Here is a 16,711-nt window from a genome sequence, read left to right on the forward strand (position 1 = left end):
TTTCTACCTAACCAGGCTAATGGAATGAGAAGGGATACATTGCTGTAGGAGGAAAAATTATGAATAAAGAAGAATTACAAATGCTGGGTTTTGAGATCGTTGCCTATTCTGGCGATGCTAGAAGTACATTGATGACACTATTGAGCGAGGTTCGCCAGGGAAATTTCGAACACGTGGAAGAAGCCTTGAAGGATGCGGATGAAAATCTAAAGCTGGCCCATAATTCACAAACGCAAATCCTTGCAGATGAGGCGGCGGGCAGCAATTTGGATATTGGTTTTATTTTTATCCATGGGCAGGATCACTTGATGACCACCTTATTGTTACGAGATTTGGTACAGGATTTTATTGAGCTGTATAAAGATAAATTTCAAGGGTAAAGGAGAGTAACGGCTATGAATGCAATTATCAAGCAAATTGAAAAGGGAAAACCCTTCTTCGAAAAAATATCGAGAAATATCTATTTAGGGGCGATACGTGATGGCTTCCTAACTGCGATGCCAGCTATTTTGTTTTCTAGTATTTTTATTATGATCGCGGCGATTCCAGAAGTTTTTGGTATCACTTTGCCTGAAGCTGTGTCTACTTGGCTGTGGAAGGTCTATGGGTATTCGATGGGGATTGTTGGTTTGCTAGTAGCGGCAACTACTGCACGATGTCTGGCAGGTTCGATGAATCGTAGACTCGAAAACGGCAAATCAATCAATGAAGTGTCGGTCATGTTGGCATCAATCGCGGGCTTTATGATGCTAAGTGTAGAACAGATTGATGGCGGTTTCGCTAGTGATTTCATGGGAACAAAAGGCTTATTGGCTTCGTTTGTCGCCGCATTTTTAACTGTCAATGTCTATAAATTCTGTGTGCAGCGCGATATTACGATCCGGATGCCAAAGGAAGTTCCCGGAACGATCTCCCAAATGTTTCGTGATGTGATCCCTTTTTCCTTTGCTGTGTTTGGGGCTGTCTTGATTGATTTGTTGTTTAGAAATGTTTTTCATGGTTCCTTTGCTCATACTGCGATTAGTGCCCTGCAACCACTGTTCACCGCCGCAGATGGCTATTTAGGAATTGCGATCATTTGGGGTGCGATGGCCTTGTTCTGGTTTGTTGGGGTGCATGGACCATCGATTGTAGAGCCGGCAATCGCCGCAATTATTTATGCGAATGTCGAGACTAATCTAATGCTTTTCCAAAATGGCGAACAGGCTTCGAAAGTGTTGACTGTCGGTATGGGAAACTTTGTCGGAACAATGGGGGGAACTGGAGCAACCCTAGTGGTGCCATTTTTATTCATGCTGTTTGCTCGTTCTAAGCAATTAAAGGCAGTCGGTAAAGCGTCCTTTGTTCCTGTTATTTTCGCAGTAAATGAACCGTTATTGTTCGCGGCACCAATGATTCTGAATCCCTATTTCTTTATTCCATTTTTAATAGCGCCAATCGTCAATGTCTGGATATTCAAATTTTTTGTGGATGTTCTTAGTATGAACAGCTTCATGTATGTCTTACCTTGGGCAACGCCGGCGCCGATCGGATTAGTTTTGGGAACTGGTGTCAGTGTGCTGGCGATTGTCCTTGCGGTGATCCTGATTGCTGTTGACTCAGTTATCTACCTGCCATTTATCAAAGCTTATGATGCGGTATTGCTAGAGGAAGAAATTAAAAATGCGCAGTTAGAAGAAGTAAAAGCAGAGGTAGTTGAAGCAGGAAATGCAGCGGAAGCAGTGGCTGTCGAAGCATTGTCGGAAGATGTGTTAGAAAAGCTAAGTGATGGAAAACGGGTCTTAGTTCTATGTGCTGGGGCTGGTACGAGTGCGATGTTAGCAAATGCTCTTGAAGAAGGGGCAAAAGAGACAGGCGCCAACATTCAAGCACAGGCCGGCGCTTATGGCTCTCATTACGATATTATGAAAAACTTTGATCTGATTGTTTTGGCTCCTCAAGTAAACTCCTATTTGGCGGATATCCAAAAGGACGCCGAAAAGCTTGGAGTGAAGGTAGTAGCCACAAAAGGTGCGGAGTATATCAAACTAACCCGCGATCCAAAAGGTGCAGTAGATTTTGTTTTAGCAGAAATTTAATTAAGACCAAAAGAAGTTCGAGTGATTTTCGAGCTTCTTTTTTCTCGATATTTCAGAAGATTGGGAAAAAATACAGGGATCTATCGTCAGCATCCTTTCATCGAGCATTTCAAACAGTGTTTCATCATCAACTCAAATTCACGATTTTTGTTTCTCAATCTCGATAAGCCAGGCAGAGGGGACTCAGGCAGCGTTTCGTTCTTTTTAGGATTTGAAGAATATGCTTAATATAACAGCGCATATTCGTTTAAATTATAAACTATAAGTTCTTTTTGATAATTTTAAAAAACGATAGTTATAAAAATTATTATTGGGAATTTTGATAAATATATTCTATGAAAGCTGTTTCTATGGTTTTTATCAGAAAAAAACTATCTTTATTTAATTAAAATAAATGATTTATCATAACTATAAAATTAAAATATGGTTAAAAATAAAATAATTGTGAAAAAACATTCAAATAATTTGTTTATAATATTAATATAGGTTTAAGAGGGGAAGAGTACGATGAGAATAAATGAACTAGAGTATGATATTTTAAACGAAATTGCTAAAAAGAATTTCAACAATTTAACACATCAATTTTTTAAAGCATCTAAAGCAGAGTTTGAAGAAAGTATCGAAATCTTGAAGGAAAGCGGATTTATTCAAGGCAGTATTTTCGAAGGTAACGGCTCACTAAGAAATCCGTTTAAATTCTTTTTCTTGTCTGATGCAGGAGAAGCAGTATTGAACAGATGTGTATTATAAAAAGGGCAGATCACTCATTTTCGAGTGATCTTTTTGTTTAGACAGACTGTTTATAGAGGGTTGGGAATGGAGATTTAACCAAAGGAAGCTAAACAATGTTGTTCTATTTAGTTATAGATTGAAGAAAGCCTCACAATCCAATGGCGTTTGATCACGCTTGATTATCCCATAAACAAGTTAAAATTATTTTTTTATTCTCACCGTGCGTTTAATTTGTTATTATAATAGAAACTATTCAAATTGTTGAGGTGTAGGTATGAGCAATATTCGCATTTTTCTTATCGTCATATGTGTTATCATTATAGTTTTTTTTATCGTAAAAGGATTGAAAATAAAGAGGGAAAACAAACAGTTTAAAATCGACAAAAAGCAGCTTGTGAAAGAGAAATATCCAGAGTTATCAGAGGCGGATTTGAAATATCGTCAATCCAGTTTAGAGGCTTATCAGCGTATCCATATGCATAATCCTAAAAAGGGTGTAATCCTGTTTGCTATTTTGGGATTCATCATTGGTATCATCGGGGCAGTCTCGGGGGCAATCTATGCATTGATAACGTCTGGCTCTTTGTTTGTTTCTATTCTATTGTTAGCAGTCAGTTATTATTCTCTTTCGTTAGTAGTTATTTGCAGCCCAACCATCGATCAGCAATTTGATTTTTGGTATCATTATTTGGAGGAAAATCCTGATAATCAGCTGCAGGTCGTCCTAACTCCGCGAGAGATGGCTGAAAAAATTGTGGGAAATCAAAAGAAAATCGGTCTATATTGCAGTGTGATCGGGGTCATGTTCACTCTTATTTCTATTTTGTCGTACTAATATTGTAAAATCACCATAACTTTAAAATCGAAGAAGAGCTTGAAAACCTTCATTTACAGCTAAGCTTGTACTTTTCTTCAATAAAAAAGAACCCAATACTCGAAATTGTCTGTGCAATTTCAACGTATTGGGTTCTTTTTCATGTAATACGAAGCAATGTCATGTTTTCTAAAAAGACAGAGAATCACTGCTGCGAAGCTTCATGATTTAAGGTATTTATGATAATAGAAGGAATTTTACTAGCTTTTACTTCTTCCCATCCGATAACGCCTTTCTTTTTGTTTATATGAAGAACAAGATACGCATCTTTCTTTAATGGTACGCTATCCACTGAATTAAACTCAACTTCTTTCTTCTCGTTCTTTTGGTTATAGGCATTTAAGCGATAGCGATAATGAGGATAAGTCTCTTTGCCATTCTTAATAGCTACGTTAATTCTTTCGCCATTTGTTGTAATTTTTGTGTAATACTCTTGCGTTGAATAGTTTTGGTGATACCAAAGATAATAACCACCCAGCAACAATGTTATTATAAATAAAAAACCACTTAGTCGTTTCAAACGAATCCGCCCTTTCTACAAAAGAGTACAAAAAAGATGACAATAAAGAACCGGACTAAGGTCTGATCCTAAACGAACAATTTTGTAAGGTAAGTTTATTACCAAAGGATTTAAGGAAATAAAAGCCCCATTCTTTTTAGTTTGTTGCATGATCCCAAAAAATGAATTTTCAAAGAGATTTTCTATTTTACTAATTGAGGCCATTGAACAGAAATTTAAAAAAATTTCCTGCTTTTCTCTTGCTCCTAAAGTTGACTTTAGGTTTATTATGATTTCAGGGCCTTCGTAATGGAATGTCCGCAACTGTTTTCATGAATGATAAAGAGATCAAAAATGAAGGGAGAAATCAGATGAAGAGACCATTTATTGTTTATCACATGATGACTTCCATTGACGGAAGAATTGATGGCAAGATGACAGGATAATCGAAAGGGGTAGAGGAAAGACGCCTTGAAAGCTTTAAAAATACCTCCAACTTTGAGCGGCAGACAACAGCTGAACTAGATAATCGCTCTTCCAGTTTTGTAAGTCGCTAAAGGTAAGTCAATGAATAAAATTGAAATCAAAAAAAGACAATTAGGAAAGGAAAGAACGCCGAAAAGTTTTTCGGTCGTTCCTGGTATTTATTTATGAAATCTGCAATTTTTGAAAAAGCGGGATTAGTAACAGTAGAGGAAGTGGCTAAACCAAGTCTGCAAGCCGATGATGATGTAATCATCAAAGTTGTTCGAGCTTGTGTCTGTGGTTCTGATCTTTGGTCTTATGCTCATGGGGATAATAAAGAAGCCCATTCTGTTAATGATGGGCACGAAGCTCTAGGGATCGTCGAAGAAATCGGTTCTGCGATCACTACGGTTAAGCCGGGGGATTTTGTGATTGTGCCGTTTACACACGGCTGCGGTGAATGCGATGCTTGTCGCGCGGGCTTTGACGGGACTTGTGATCGTCATCAAGGTGCCACCAATTGGTCTAATGGCTTCCAGTCAGAATATATTCGTTTCCATTATGGCAATTGGGCATTGGTAAAGATTCCAGGACAACCATCAGATTATACAGAAGGCATGATTAAGTCGCTTTTGACTCTAGCAGACGTGATGCCAACAGGCTACCATGCGGCACGCTGCGCCCATGTCGAAAAGGGTGATAAAGTGGTGGTAATCGGTGATGGAGCTGTCGGTCAGTGTGCGGTCATCGCCGCTAAAATGCGCGGGGCTTCTCAAATCGTGCTTATGAGCCGACACGAAGATCGTCAGAAGATGGCGCTTCAGTCAGGCGCAACTGCTGTAGTAGCTGAGCGTGGAGAAGAAGGGATTGCCAAAGTTCGCGAGCTTCTAGGCGGTGGCGCAGATGCTGCCCTTGAGTGTGTAGGAACAGAAGCCGCGATTGAACAAGCTCTAGGTGTTCTGCATAATGGTGGTCGCATTGGCTATGTCGGTGTGCCCCATTATAATAATCGGCCATTAGGTTCAACCTTCGCTCAAAATATTTCTGTTGCCGGCGGCTCTGCCTCGGTCACAACCTATGACAAACAATTTCTTCTTAAGGCAGTTCTAGACGGTGACATTAATCCGGGTCGTGTCTTTACTGAAACCTATAAACTAGATGATATTAACCAAGCCTATCAAGATATGCAGGAGCGTAAAACGATTAAATCAATGGTGATTGTGTCTGAGTAAATTCTAAAAATGATCAGTAAAAAAATCATAGTGAAAATCTTGTATTGTTGAGGTCACTAGACCAATCAATAAGCAGATTTTTGCTATGATTTTTTTGTGCTGTTAGGAGTGGAAATGAGCATCGTTAAGGTGTGTATCATTAATACAAAGAACGTCTATTCTAATTAATCAGCCCTTAGGATACAAAAAGACGCAAAAATTTAGTGATTTTTCAGGAATGTTCCCAGAGTGTTTTTAAAAGCGTTTCTTTTTGCTATACTTGTGAAAACAGTGTTTCAAAAAAAGGAAGTGATCGGATGAAAAGAATAGATAAAGTGTATCAAAAATTACTTGAAGAATGGGAAGCATCAACCAAAGAACACTTACTAAAGAAGCAGGGCTCTTCTGCTAGTGATCTGGCAGAGCAATTAGCGTTAACTCGATCCAATACCAGTTTAGAATTAAACAAGTTAGTAAAATTAAGAAAAGTGATAAAAGTGAAAACGTATCCAGTAAATTATCTTCCGCTAGAGGTTGTGGAGGATTTACTAGGGATAGAGCTTCCCAAAGGATTAGTTGAAGTCAAGGATTTATCCGAATTGATACCTGATGATAAAGTGGTTGAGAAAGAAAGGGAGTTTAAAAATCAAGATCCGTTTGATTTGGTGATTGGCCATAAGGGAAGCTTGAGAAAAGCCATTTCTCAAGCCAAAGCGGCTGTTTATTATCCTCCAAATGGCTTACATATGCTTCTTTTAGGGCCAACCGGTTCTGGGAAAACGTATTTTGCTAATCGAATTTATCAATATGCGGTTTATGAGAAAATTTTTTCAGAAAAAGCGCCCTTTGTTAGCTTTAATTGTGCCGATTATCATCACAATCCTCAGTTGCTATTGTCTCAACTATTTGGTTACTGCAAAGGAGCGTTCACAGGAGCGAATGAGGATCATGTCGGTTTAATTGAGAAAGCTGATGGCGGGGTTTTATTATTGGATGAAGTCCATCGACTGACTCCAGAAGGTCAAGAAATGCTTTTTTATTTCATTGATCAGGGAGTGTTTAGTCGCTTAGGAGAAACAAGCAGAAAAAGAAAAGCAAATGTTTTAATTATTTGTGCGACAACAGAGAATCCTAATTCGACGCTGCTAAATACTTTTTTAAGAAGAATTCCTATGACGATCCAAATACCCAAATTAAGCGATCGTTCGCTTCAAGAAAAAATTGAATTGACAAAATTCTTGTTCTCCAATGAATCAAAAAGAGTTCAAAAAGTACTGCGGATTGACATTGATGTAATAAATGCCTTAATTCAAACTGTCAATTATGGCAACGTAGGTCAACTAAAATCACAGGTGCAGCTAGTCTGCGCACAGGCTTTTTTGAACAGCCTTCATAAAACAGAAGAAATACAGATATTAGTAAAAGATTTACCTGATGAAATAAGAGAACAGTGGATCTCAAACAGTGAGAACATCCAGAGATCAAAAGCACTTTCTGAGTTTTTAGATGTTACGACAGTCATCTATCCAAATGATCAAACGGAAGCGCTAGACGATGAATACAATGATTTTAATATCTATGACTTGATTGAAGAGAAAGTCACGATTTTGGAAGAAAAAGGAATCTCTTCTGAACAAATCCATCAATATATTCTAACGGATTTGCATTTGTATATAGAAAAATTTATTTCTAATACAAGTATGAATTATTACCTGCTCAAGTTCGTTGATCCTGAAGTCTCTCAATTAGCCGTACGGCTCAAAGAGATCGCTGACGAAGAACTGAATTATAAATTTGACCGAAAATTTCTTTATTATATTGGCATGCACATTGATGCGTATCTTAAAAGAGGAAATAAAGAAAATATTATTAGTAATTTCGATGCCGATTTACTTAAAAATGAACATCCAGAGGAATATCGAGTAGCGAAGCTTTTTAATCGTGAAATATCAGAAAAGCTGAGTATTGTTTTGCCAGAGATTGAAATTGTGTATTTAGCAATGCTGATTGTTTCAATAAAGACATTGGATGAAAAAAGTACGGTCAGTGTTTTGGTCGTTGCCCACGGAGACTCAACCGCTAGCTCTATGGTAAACGTAGCGACAGAATTATTTGGCAGCGCACCTATTACAGCTCTGGATATGTCACTTAGCATTTCACCCAACGAAATTTTTGATCAGTTGGTCCATAAAATCCAAGAAATCGATGATGGAAAAGGTGTACTGATGTTAGTGGACATGGGATCACTGGCGATGATGGAAGCACGATTGCAAGAAGAAACAGGTGTGGCTATAAAAACTATTCAACAGGTTACTACGAGTATGGTGTTGGATGTTGTTAGAAAATTGAACTATATGAATTTGGAGCTTAATGGCATTTACGAATCTGTGAAAAAGGATTTTATGTCCTCTATCATGCTGCAAGAAGCAAACAATGGAAAGAAGAAAGCGGTCATTTCAATCTGTATGACTGGCAGCGGCACAGCGAAAAAAATCGAGTCTATATTGAATCATATTATCTACGACTCCACTGATAATTCCGTTCAAGTTTTAAATGTGTCTTCTTTGAAGATGAAACAGGAGATTCCTAAGTTAGAAGATAAATATCAAATTGTCGCCTCTGTTGGTACGAAAGATCCTAAGTTAGACGTTCCATTTATTCCATTAGAAAAGTTGATTGAAGGAGAGGGAGAGATTGTACTGAGGCATTTATTAGGTGCCGAAAAAAATGACAACAATATTGAAGCCAACACTACCGCCAAGGATTTATGCCTAGATACCCTTATCACGCATCTTATTTACTTGAATCCCTATAAAATTTCTGATCATTTGTTGGAATGGACCAAAGAATTACAAATGCTGCTGGAAAAGAACTTCTCAAATGCGACGATCATTAAACTATTGATCCACACAGCCTTTGCTTTTGAAAGAACGATCAAAGGAGAAGGTATCCATTACGGGGATGATGTGAGAGAAGAGCTGCGAGAATTTCTTCCAATAGTCTCTAAAAGTCTGGTTTCAATTGAAGAGAGCTTAGAACTAGAGTTAAGCAAAGACGAGAAACTCTTTATAGGAGAAATATTACTTGAACCCTAAAGCGTTTTAAAAAGACCAGCAAGTGTTTTTGAAATAAATAAAGTGTTTTAGAAGTGTTTCGAAATAGATAACAATCGTTTTGATTATTTATTAAAAAAGGCCTGTTCCTTAAGTGGAATAGGCTTTTTATTATATTGAAACACTGTTTGGCACATCACTTGCATAATAAAGAAGTGAGTAGAGAAAGGTGTGAGAAAATGACTGAAATCATTGTTACAGGTCACGGGGATTTATCTGTTGGATTAGTCAATGGATTTGAAATGATTTTTGGAAAAGATGAGAAAGTTAAGGCGATACCCTTTAATGAAGGAGAGGGATTGGATCAGCTTCAATCTAAGTATGAGACTGTATTGAATACGTTTAATGGGCAGGCAGATGTTTTATTTTTAGTCGATCTGTTTTCAGGAACTCCATACAATGCTGCTGCAAGAATTGCCCTTCAAAATGAGAATGTAGAGATTATTACAGGTGTCAATTTACCAATGATTTTAGAAGCAGCATCGTTTAAGGAAACGCTAACACTGGATGAATTGGTCTTGAAGTTAAAATCATGTGGTTCAGAAGGAATAAAAATATTTTCTGAGCAGCTCTGTGGAATGGAAAAAGAAGTAGTTAATAGTGATAATGATGAGTATTCATTATAAAAAAAGGAGGAAAAAGGTATGGCAATCGAATTTGTGAGAATTGATGATCGGCTTGTTCATGGACAGGTGGTAACGACTTGGGTTAAGAGGCATGAGATTGAACAAATTATCATTGTAAATGACAAAGTAAACGAGGACAAGGTTCAGCAATCCATCCTACAAATATCTGCTCCATCTGGAGTGAAGATCATTATTTTTGGTGTTGAAAAATTTATTAGGGTTTATCAAAAAAATCCCATAAAGAAACGTACAATGCTTATTTTTACGAATCCTAAAGATGTAGATACCTGCTTATCTAATGGGGTAGAAATTCCATATTTAAATGTTGGACAAATGGGTAAGAACGATGAAAGACAGAAGATTACAGGCGGTGTAGCGATAGGCGACGAGGATCGGGAACATTTTAAAAACATCATCGCTAAGGGAATCGATGTGCAGATACAAATGGTTCCTAATGACAAAATATCCGAAATGAGTAAATTTTTATAGCTGATTAGTCTTTATTAGTAATCGGAAGATTGCTTCATTATAGCGATGTTAAAAATCAAGAAGTGATTCATTTGACCAAGGAGGAAGAGAGATGTTAGGAACAGCTATTTTATTATCATTAGTAACTGTTATAGCCGCAGTAGATTACAACGGGCCATTATTTATGATTCATAGACCGTTAGTTACTGGTGCGATGACTGGAATTGTTTTGGGAGATTTTACTCAAGGGATGATTATTGGTGCCACCTTAGAATTAATGTGGCTGGGAGTTACAGGGATTGGCGGGTACACGCCTCCAGATACAATCACAGGTGCAATTGTGGGTACAGCCTTCGGAATTATGTCTGGAAAGGGCGTTACTGCAGGTGTAGCTATCGCCGTTCCAGTGGCAGTTGTTACGCAGCAACTTGATGTATTAGCCAAAACAGCTGACATTTATTTTGTAAATAAAGCAGATAAGGCGGCAGATCGAGGAGACATCAGCCGTATCGGACTCTATCACTACGCGAGTCTCTTTATTATTGTGTTGTTTAAAGTAGTGCCCGTATTCTTAGCGATCATGTTAGGTGGCGACTATGTAGAGAGCTTGTTTAAGGCTATTCCGGAAGTGGTGATGACTGGATTGTCCGTGGCTGGTGGAATTATGCCGGCAATTGGTTTTGGTATGTTGCTGAACATGATGCTGAAAAAAAATATGTGGGTGTTCTTACTTGTTGGGTTTATTTGTTCTGCTTTTGGCAATATGTCAACAGTTGGAATTGCTTTGATAGGGGTTGTTATTGCTTATTTCTTTGATCTGATTCAATCAAAGAATCAAGCGGTCGCAACAAATACGAGTGTCTCAATAAGCGATGAAGATGAGGAGGACTATGACTTATGATGAAAAAGGTAATTGGAAAAAAGGAGCTAAATCAAATTTTTGTCCGTTCGTTTTTTTACGGTTCCTCATGGAATTATGAGCGTATGCAGAATTTAGGTTTTCTATATACTATTTTACCGACTTTGAAAAAGGTATATGGCAATGCCGGAGAAAAAGAAATGTCCAAAGCTATGAAAAGGCATCTGGAATTTTTTAATACGCATCAATCTACTGCACCATTCATTATTGGAGTTACTTCTGCAATGGAAGAGCAAGGCGGAAATGACAAATCAGATGCAACTACAGGGATCAAAATAGGGCTAATGGGCCCGCTTGCTGGACTGGGAGATAGTCTGATTTGGTTAACACTTGTGCCTATTTGTATGAGCTTAGGTGCTTCTTATGCAAAAGAGGGAAATCCACTTGGATTAGTGATTGCTTTAGTGTTATTCAACGTACTGAATATTGCGTTAAAATATTTTGGCTTGCATAAAGGATACACAAGTGGCTCGGAATTAATCGAACAAAGCTCAAGCAAGGGCACATTGGAAAGAATTACCAATATGGCAGTAGCTCTTGGATTAATCTTAGTAGGGGGGCTTATCCCTCAGATGGTTTCTGTTAATTTGGGCTTCAAATTCGTTCAAGGCGATCTAACTATTTCGTTACAGGAGATGATTGACGGAATCTTCCCTAAGCTGTTGCCGCTGCTAGTCACATTAGGCATGTTTAAGCTTGTTCGCAAAGGTAAAAGTCCCGTGTTAATGATCTTTGGCATTATGATCATTTCTATTTTATTAGTTTTAGCAGGTGTATTAGTTCAATAGTGTTTTTATAAGAGCACTAATAGAGTCATCTCTATAAGTGCTCTGAGTATTTTTTAGGAGGGATTAGAATGCATCTGTGGTATCGGCAACATGCTAGAAATTGGAATGAAGCTCTTCCGTTGGGGGATGGACATTTCGGAGCAATGGTTTACGGCAATGTGGAGAATGAGTTAATAAAGCTAAATGAAGAAACTGTTTGGTATAGAGGTCACGAAAAAGATAGAAATAATCCTGATTCTTTAAAATATCTACCAGATATTCGAAATCTTTTAATGGAGAATAAAATTTCAGAAGCGGAGAAACTAGCTAAATTAGCTATGTTTAGCACGCCAAGAGATCAGAGCCATTATGAATATTTAGGAGAACTGTTTATTAACCAAGATTTTGGAACGAACGCTTTTAAAATCGAAGAGTATTACCGAGGGTTGGATCTACAGACCGCTGTGATTTCTGCTAGTTATAAGGTAGAAAAGACAGTGTTTAAAAGAGAGTATTTTGTTAGTCATACCGACAACGCTCTTATTATTAAATATTCTAGTTCGGAAGCGGGAAAGTTAAATCTCAACATTCAGTTGGGACGTCAAAAACGATTCAATGACGCGGTTTGGAAATTTGATGATTCAGGAATCATCATGCAAGCTCATGCTGGCGGCGAAAAGGGAACAGCTTTTCAGGTGGGCTGCAAAGCTCTTTGTGTAGACGGGCAGATCGAAGTTATCGGAGAGACCATCGTGTGCCGCGACAATACAGAAGTAGTTCTCGCGGTGACCTCTTCGACCGATTATTGGACACCCCAAGGAGAAAAAGCCTGTGAAGAAAAATTAGAAAATTTAGACATTTCTGACCACGCACTTTTAAAAGAACGACATATCGCTAAGTATCAAGAGCTATTTAATCGAGTAGCGTTGTCGCTTGATCAGGATGAAAAATCTACTATTCCTACAGATATGCGTTTAGAGTCAGTGAAGCGTGGTGAATCTGATAATGGTTTGATCCAACTATATTTTGATTACGGCAGATACCTTTTAATTTCTTCAAGCAACCCAAAAGGATTGCCTTCAAACCTTCAGGGTCTGTGGTCTGAAGATGTTGATCCGATTTGGGGATCAAAATATACGATAAATATTAACACTCAAATGAATTATTGGCTTACGGGACCTTGCGATCTGGCGGAAGTAGAGCTCCCGTTATTTGAAATGCTGGAGAAAATGAGACCTAATGGAAGAATTACAGCGCAAAAAATGTATGGCGCTAGAGGGTTTACCGCTCATCATAATACCGATGGATTCTATGATACCGCTCCCCAATCTCATGCGATTGGAGCAGCAATTTGGCCAATGACTGTTCCATGGTTATGCTGTCATATTTGGGAACATTTTGAGTATACGCAGGATAAAGCATTTTTGGGTAAGTATTTCTCAATTTTTGAAGAGGCCTTAGCATTTTACGAGGACTATCTATTTGAATATAGGGGGTATTTGGTTACGGGACCTTCTGTATCTCCAGAAAATAAGTATCGAACGCAAGAGGGAGTCGAAGGAAATCTTTGCCTTTCTCCAACGATTGATAATCAAATTTTACGTTTCTTCCTTTCTTGCTTGGTGAATGCAGCTAGGACATTGGAAAAATCTGACGAGCTCATTCGGCGATCAATGGCTATCTATGAACGATTACCGAAAACCAAAATTGGACGACATGGGCAAATACAGGAATGGCTGGAAGATTATGAAGAAGTTGAACCTGGACATCGTCATATTTCACCGTTATTTGGCTTGCATCCAGCAAATGAAATTAGTCTAGAAAAAACACCTGAATTGGCTAAAGCGGCAAGGAAAACGATTGAGCGTCGATTAAAATATGGAGACTATCTAGAAGAAGCTAAGCGGGATCAGGCCATCAATAATTGGGTCGGAACAGGATTTGTGGGAAGTACGAGAACAGGCTGGAGTTCAGCATGGTTGATCAATTTCTTTGCTAGATTACAGGATGGAGAAGCGGCAGTAAATGAATTGTATGGGCTATTGAGAAATTCCACTCTGATTAATCTATTAGATGATCATCCGCCATTTCAAATAGATGGCAACTTTGGAGCAGTAAATGGAATTTGTGAAATGCTGGTCCAAAGCCAAAATGAGATGATTGAACTCCTGCCGGCACTGCCAAATGATTTTGCTTCAGGCTACTTAAAGGGCTTTCGAGTTCGTGGCGGGCAGAAAATTGACGTTTTTTGGAAGGATAAAAAAATAACAAAAGTAAGAATAGAAGGTAGACCTTTAGATAATTTGAAGATCCGGATAAAAGCAGAAAATAGTTTCGATGAAGATACGTATCAAGAGTTAGTTACTTTAGATAAGAATGGGCAGAAGGAATTATCGTTCTAGTACAGGAGTGGAAAATCATGGAGGAAGTATTATTAGGAATTGATATTGGAACATCCTCATGTAAAGTCGCTCTTTTCAATGAAAGAGGAGCGGTTTTGGATCAGCAAACAGGGAGCTACAACGTCTATTACCCAAATGAGGGCTGGGCTGAGCAAGATCCAAATGAATGGTGGACTGAAGTAAGTAAAGCAATAAAAGTCATGCTGAAAAGAAAAAAGGTCGATCCAGCACAAATTAAAGGGATTGGTGTAGACGGTCAGAGCTGGTCGGCGATTCCGATAGATAAAAATGGCACTGTCTTAGGGAACACACCGATTTGGATGGATCAACGAGCTCAAAAAATATGTGATGAATGGAATAAAAAAATTGGTGAAGAGGCCTTTTTCAAGGTTTCGGGAAACCCCTTCAAACCAACGTATTCATTACCAAAAATCCTTTGGTTTAAAAAACATCAGCCTGAATTATTTTCTAATGTAAATAAATTCTTACAATCAAACAGCTATATCGTGTATAAACTCACTGGAAAAATCTCGCAGGATAAATCACAGGGCTATGGTTTGCATTGCATTGATATGAGAACAGGAAAATACGATCAGAGCATGTTGGAGGTGTTGGAGTTAAGTCAAAGCTTGTTTCCTGAGATTTATGAATGTCATCAGATTGTAGGGCATACCACTGAAGCTATTTACTTAGAGACAGGCTTGCCAGCTGGGATTCCCGTCGTTGCAGGCGGTCTGGATGCTGCATGCGGAGCACTTGGGGCAGGAGTCATCTCCCCAGGAGAAACTCAAGAGCAAGGGGGGCAGGCAGGCGGAATGAGTATCTGTATCGAGGAGTATAAGGCAGATCCCCGTCTGATTCTTAGCTATCATGTGGTTCCGAATAAATGGCTCTTACAAGGAGGAACTGTAGGAGGAGCTGGTGTTGCCCGGTGGATGTTGAATAGTTTTTGTCACTTGGAAAAAGCTGCTGCTAAGAAAAATAAAACCAATCAATTTTATGAAATGGAAAGGTCGATGAAAAAAATCCCGGCTGGGTCAGAAGGAGTTATTTTCTTACCCTATATGGCGGGAGAACGTTCGCCAATTTGGAATCCTGATGCTAAGGGCGTTTATTATGGTTTGGATTTCACTAAAGAGAAAGAACACCTGATCCGAGCAGGCTATGAAGGTGTGGCCTTTTCATTGAAGCATAATCTTGAGGTCGCTGAATCATTAGGCCTTGAAATTAAGGAGCTGCGATCAATTGGCGGTGCAGCCAATAGCTTGATTTGGACACAAATAAAATCAGATGTTACAGGAAAGAAAATAGTCGTTCCGAGTTCAGATACTGCGACCACTCTAGGTGCAGCCTTATTAGCGGGTGTAGCAGTAGGACTCTATAAGGATTTTGAAGACGCGGTCGAGAAAACTGTTTCTACCCAACGCGTTCATGACCCGGATAGAAGTTCGGAGGCTGTTTATTCCAAGCTTTACTCAGATTATCGCTTGATTTATCAACAACTCAAGCCAGTAATGACGAAATAACGTTAAGAGAGGAAGTATAAAAATGAAGAAAATTGATCCAAATTTGGTACCGAAAAAAAGATTAGCTACTGGTGAAGAGATTCCCTGTATTGGAATGGGAACGTTTGGTTCTGATCGATTTACTGCTGAACAAATTTCAAATGCTGTTAAAGGAGCGATTGAAGTCGGTTATCGATTATTCGACTGCGCTGCGGTATATGGCAACGAGGATTTGATAGGAGAAGTCTTCGCAGATGCAATCAGTCGAGGGATTGTATCAAGAGAAGAACTATTTATTACTTCGAAAGTTTGGAATGATCAGCACCGAGAAGCTGAGAAATCACTGAAAAAGACTTTAGCCGATTTGCAGTTAGATTATGTGGATGCCTATTTTATTCACTGGCCATTTCCAAATTATCACGCGCCCTTCGCCAAACCAGATGATCGAAATCCTGATTCAAAACCATTTAGCGTCGAGGAATTTATGGATACTTGGAAGCAATTAGAGGAGGCGTATGATAAAGGACTTGTTAAGCATATTGGGATGTCAAGTATGACTATCCCCAAATTAGAGGCCGTTCTTCCACTATGCAGAATCCAACCAACATTGATTGAAATGGAGCTTCACCCATCGTTCCAACAGCCTGAATTGTATGAATATTGTGTCGAAAAAGGCATCCAACCGATTGGTTTTTGTCCGATTGGCTCGCCTACAAGACCAGAAAGAGATAAAACAGAAAGCGATGTAGTCGATATTGAAATGCCTGAGTTGATCGAAATCGCTAAGAATCATCAGATTCATCCAGCCGTGGTCTGTCTAAAATGGGCTGTGCAGCGCGGACAGATACCTATTCCGTTCTCCATTCACGAAAATGAATACTTAAGCAATCTGAAATCTACGATAGAAGATCCATTAACGGAGGAAGAGATGGCTGTATTGGCTTCGATTGATCAGAATTGCCGATTCATCAAAGGACAAGTTTTTCTCTGGGAGCATGCAAAGGGCTGGGAAGACTTATGGGATATCGATGGAACAATCACAGAATAAAGGA

The 16,711-nt window shown here is 38.7% G+C and carries 14 protein-coding genes; 13 read left to right on the plus strand and 1 reads right to left on the minus strand.

Annotated features, from left to right (window positions below; genetic code table 11):
- The first annotated feature begins 59 nt into the window (after positions 1-59).
- From IGI52_RS24230 to IGI52_RS24245, 4 genes are all read left to right on the plus strand, one after another.
- Positions 60-380, plus strand: coding sequence for a PTS lactose/cellobiose transporter subunit IIA (locus IGI52_RS24230; protein WP_102866428.1), 321 nt, complete (start codon positions 60-62; stop codon positions 378-380).
- A 15-nt stretch (positions 381-395) separates the two neighbouring features.
- A complete protein-coding gene (locus tag IGI52_RS24235) occupies positions 396-2,078 on the plus strand; it encodes a PTS lactose transporter subunit IIBC (RefSeq protein ID WP_438782598.1) in 1,683 nt (560 codons plus the stop codon).
- Between the two features lie 507 nt (positions 2,079-2,585).
- Positions 2,586-2,828, plus strand: a complete 243-nt coding sequence (locus IGI52_RS24240; protein ID WP_438782599.1) for a hypothetical protein — start codon at positions 2,586-2,588, stop codon at positions 2,826-2,828.
- A gap of 376 nt (positions 2,829-3,204) precedes the next feature.
- Entirely contained in the window at positions 3,205-3,645 is a 441-nt protein-coding gene (locus tag IGI52_RS24245; protein ID WP_438782600.1) for a hypothetical protein, read from the plus strand.
- 184 nt (positions 3,646-3,829) lie between these two features.
- Here IGI52_RS24245 and IGI52_RS24250 read toward each other — a convergent pair whose 3' ends face one another.
- The gene (locus IGI52_RS24250; RefSeq protein WP_438782601.1) at positions 3,830-4,204 is read right to left on the minus strand and encodes a YxeA family protein; all 375 of its coding nucleotides are present in this window, start codon (positions 4,202-4,204) and stop codon (positions 3,830-3,832) included.
- Positions 4,205-4,833: 629 nt separating this feature from the next.
- Here IGI52_RS24250 and IGI52_RS24255 point away from each other — a divergent pair.
- From IGI52_RS24255 to IGI52_RS24295, 9 genes are all read left to right on the plus strand, one after another.
- Positions 4,834-5,880 (plus strand): zinc-binding dehydrogenase, encoded by a 1,047-nt coding sequence (locus IGI52_RS24255; RefSeq protein ID WP_438782602.1) that lies wholly within the window; start codon positions 4,834-4,836, stop codon positions 5,878-5,880.
- Positions 5,881-6,176: 296 nt separating this feature from the next.
- Entirely contained in the window at positions 6,177-8,954 is a 2,778-nt protein-coding gene (locus IGI52_RS24260; RefSeq protein ID WP_438782603.1) for a sigma 54-interacting transcriptional regulator, read from the plus strand.
- A gap of 197 nt (positions 8,955-9,151) precedes the next feature.
- A complete protein-coding gene (locus IGI52_RS24265; protein ID WP_137439117.1) occupies positions 9,152-9,598 on the plus strand; it encodes a PTS sugar transporter subunit IIA in 447 nt (148 codons plus the stop codon).
- An 18-nt stretch (positions 9,599-9,616) separates the two neighbouring features.
- The gene (locus tag IGI52_RS24270) at positions 9,617-10,087 is read left to right on the plus strand and encodes a PTS system mannose/fructose/N-acetylgalactosamine-transporter subunit IIB (protein WP_438782604.1); all 471 of its coding nucleotides are present in this window, start codon (positions 9,617-9,619) and stop codon (positions 10,085-10,087) included.
- A gap of 91 nt (positions 10,088-10,178) precedes the next feature.
- Positions 10,179-10,967, plus strand: a complete 789-nt coding sequence (locus tag IGI52_RS24275; protein WP_311855919.1) for a PTS mannose/fructose/sorbose/N-acetylgalactosamine transporter subunit IIC — start codon at positions 10,179-10,181, stop codon at positions 10,965-10,967.
- A complete protein-coding gene (locus IGI52_RS24280) occupies positions 10,964-11,773 on the plus strand; it encodes a PTS system mannose/fructose/sorbose family transporter subunit IID (RefSeq protein ID WP_181235914.1) in 810 nt (269 codons plus the stop codon). The genes IGI52_RS24275 and IGI52_RS24280 overlap by 4 nt, the downstream gene beginning before the upstream one ends.
- Before the next feature lie 68 nt (positions 11,774-11,841).
- Positions 11,842-14,154, plus strand: a complete 2,313-nt coding sequence (locus tag IGI52_RS24285) for a glycoside hydrolase family 95 protein (protein WP_438782605.1) — start codon at positions 11,842-11,844, stop codon at positions 14,152-14,154.
- 17 nt (positions 14,155-14,171) lie between these two features.
- Entirely contained in the window at positions 14,172-15,680 is a 1,509-nt protein-coding gene (gene xylB / locus IGI52_RS24290) for a xylulokinase (RefSeq protein ID WP_438782606.1), read from the plus strand.
- A 22-nt stretch (positions 15,681-15,702) separates the two neighbouring features.
- On the plus strand, positions 15,703-16,707 hold the full coding sequence (locus IGI52_RS24295) for an aldo/keto reductase (protein WP_438782607.1): 1,005 nt from the start codon (positions 15,703-15,705) through the stop codon (positions 16,705-16,707).
- The last annotated feature ends 4 nt before the right edge of the window (positions 16,708-16,711 follow it).

The organism is Enterococcus sp. DIV0187 (genome assembly GCF_051713785.1).
In the GTDB taxonomy this organism is placed as follows: domain Bacteria; phylum Bacillota; class Bacilli; order Lactobacillales; family Enterococcaceae; genus Enterococcus_A; species Enterococcus_A avium.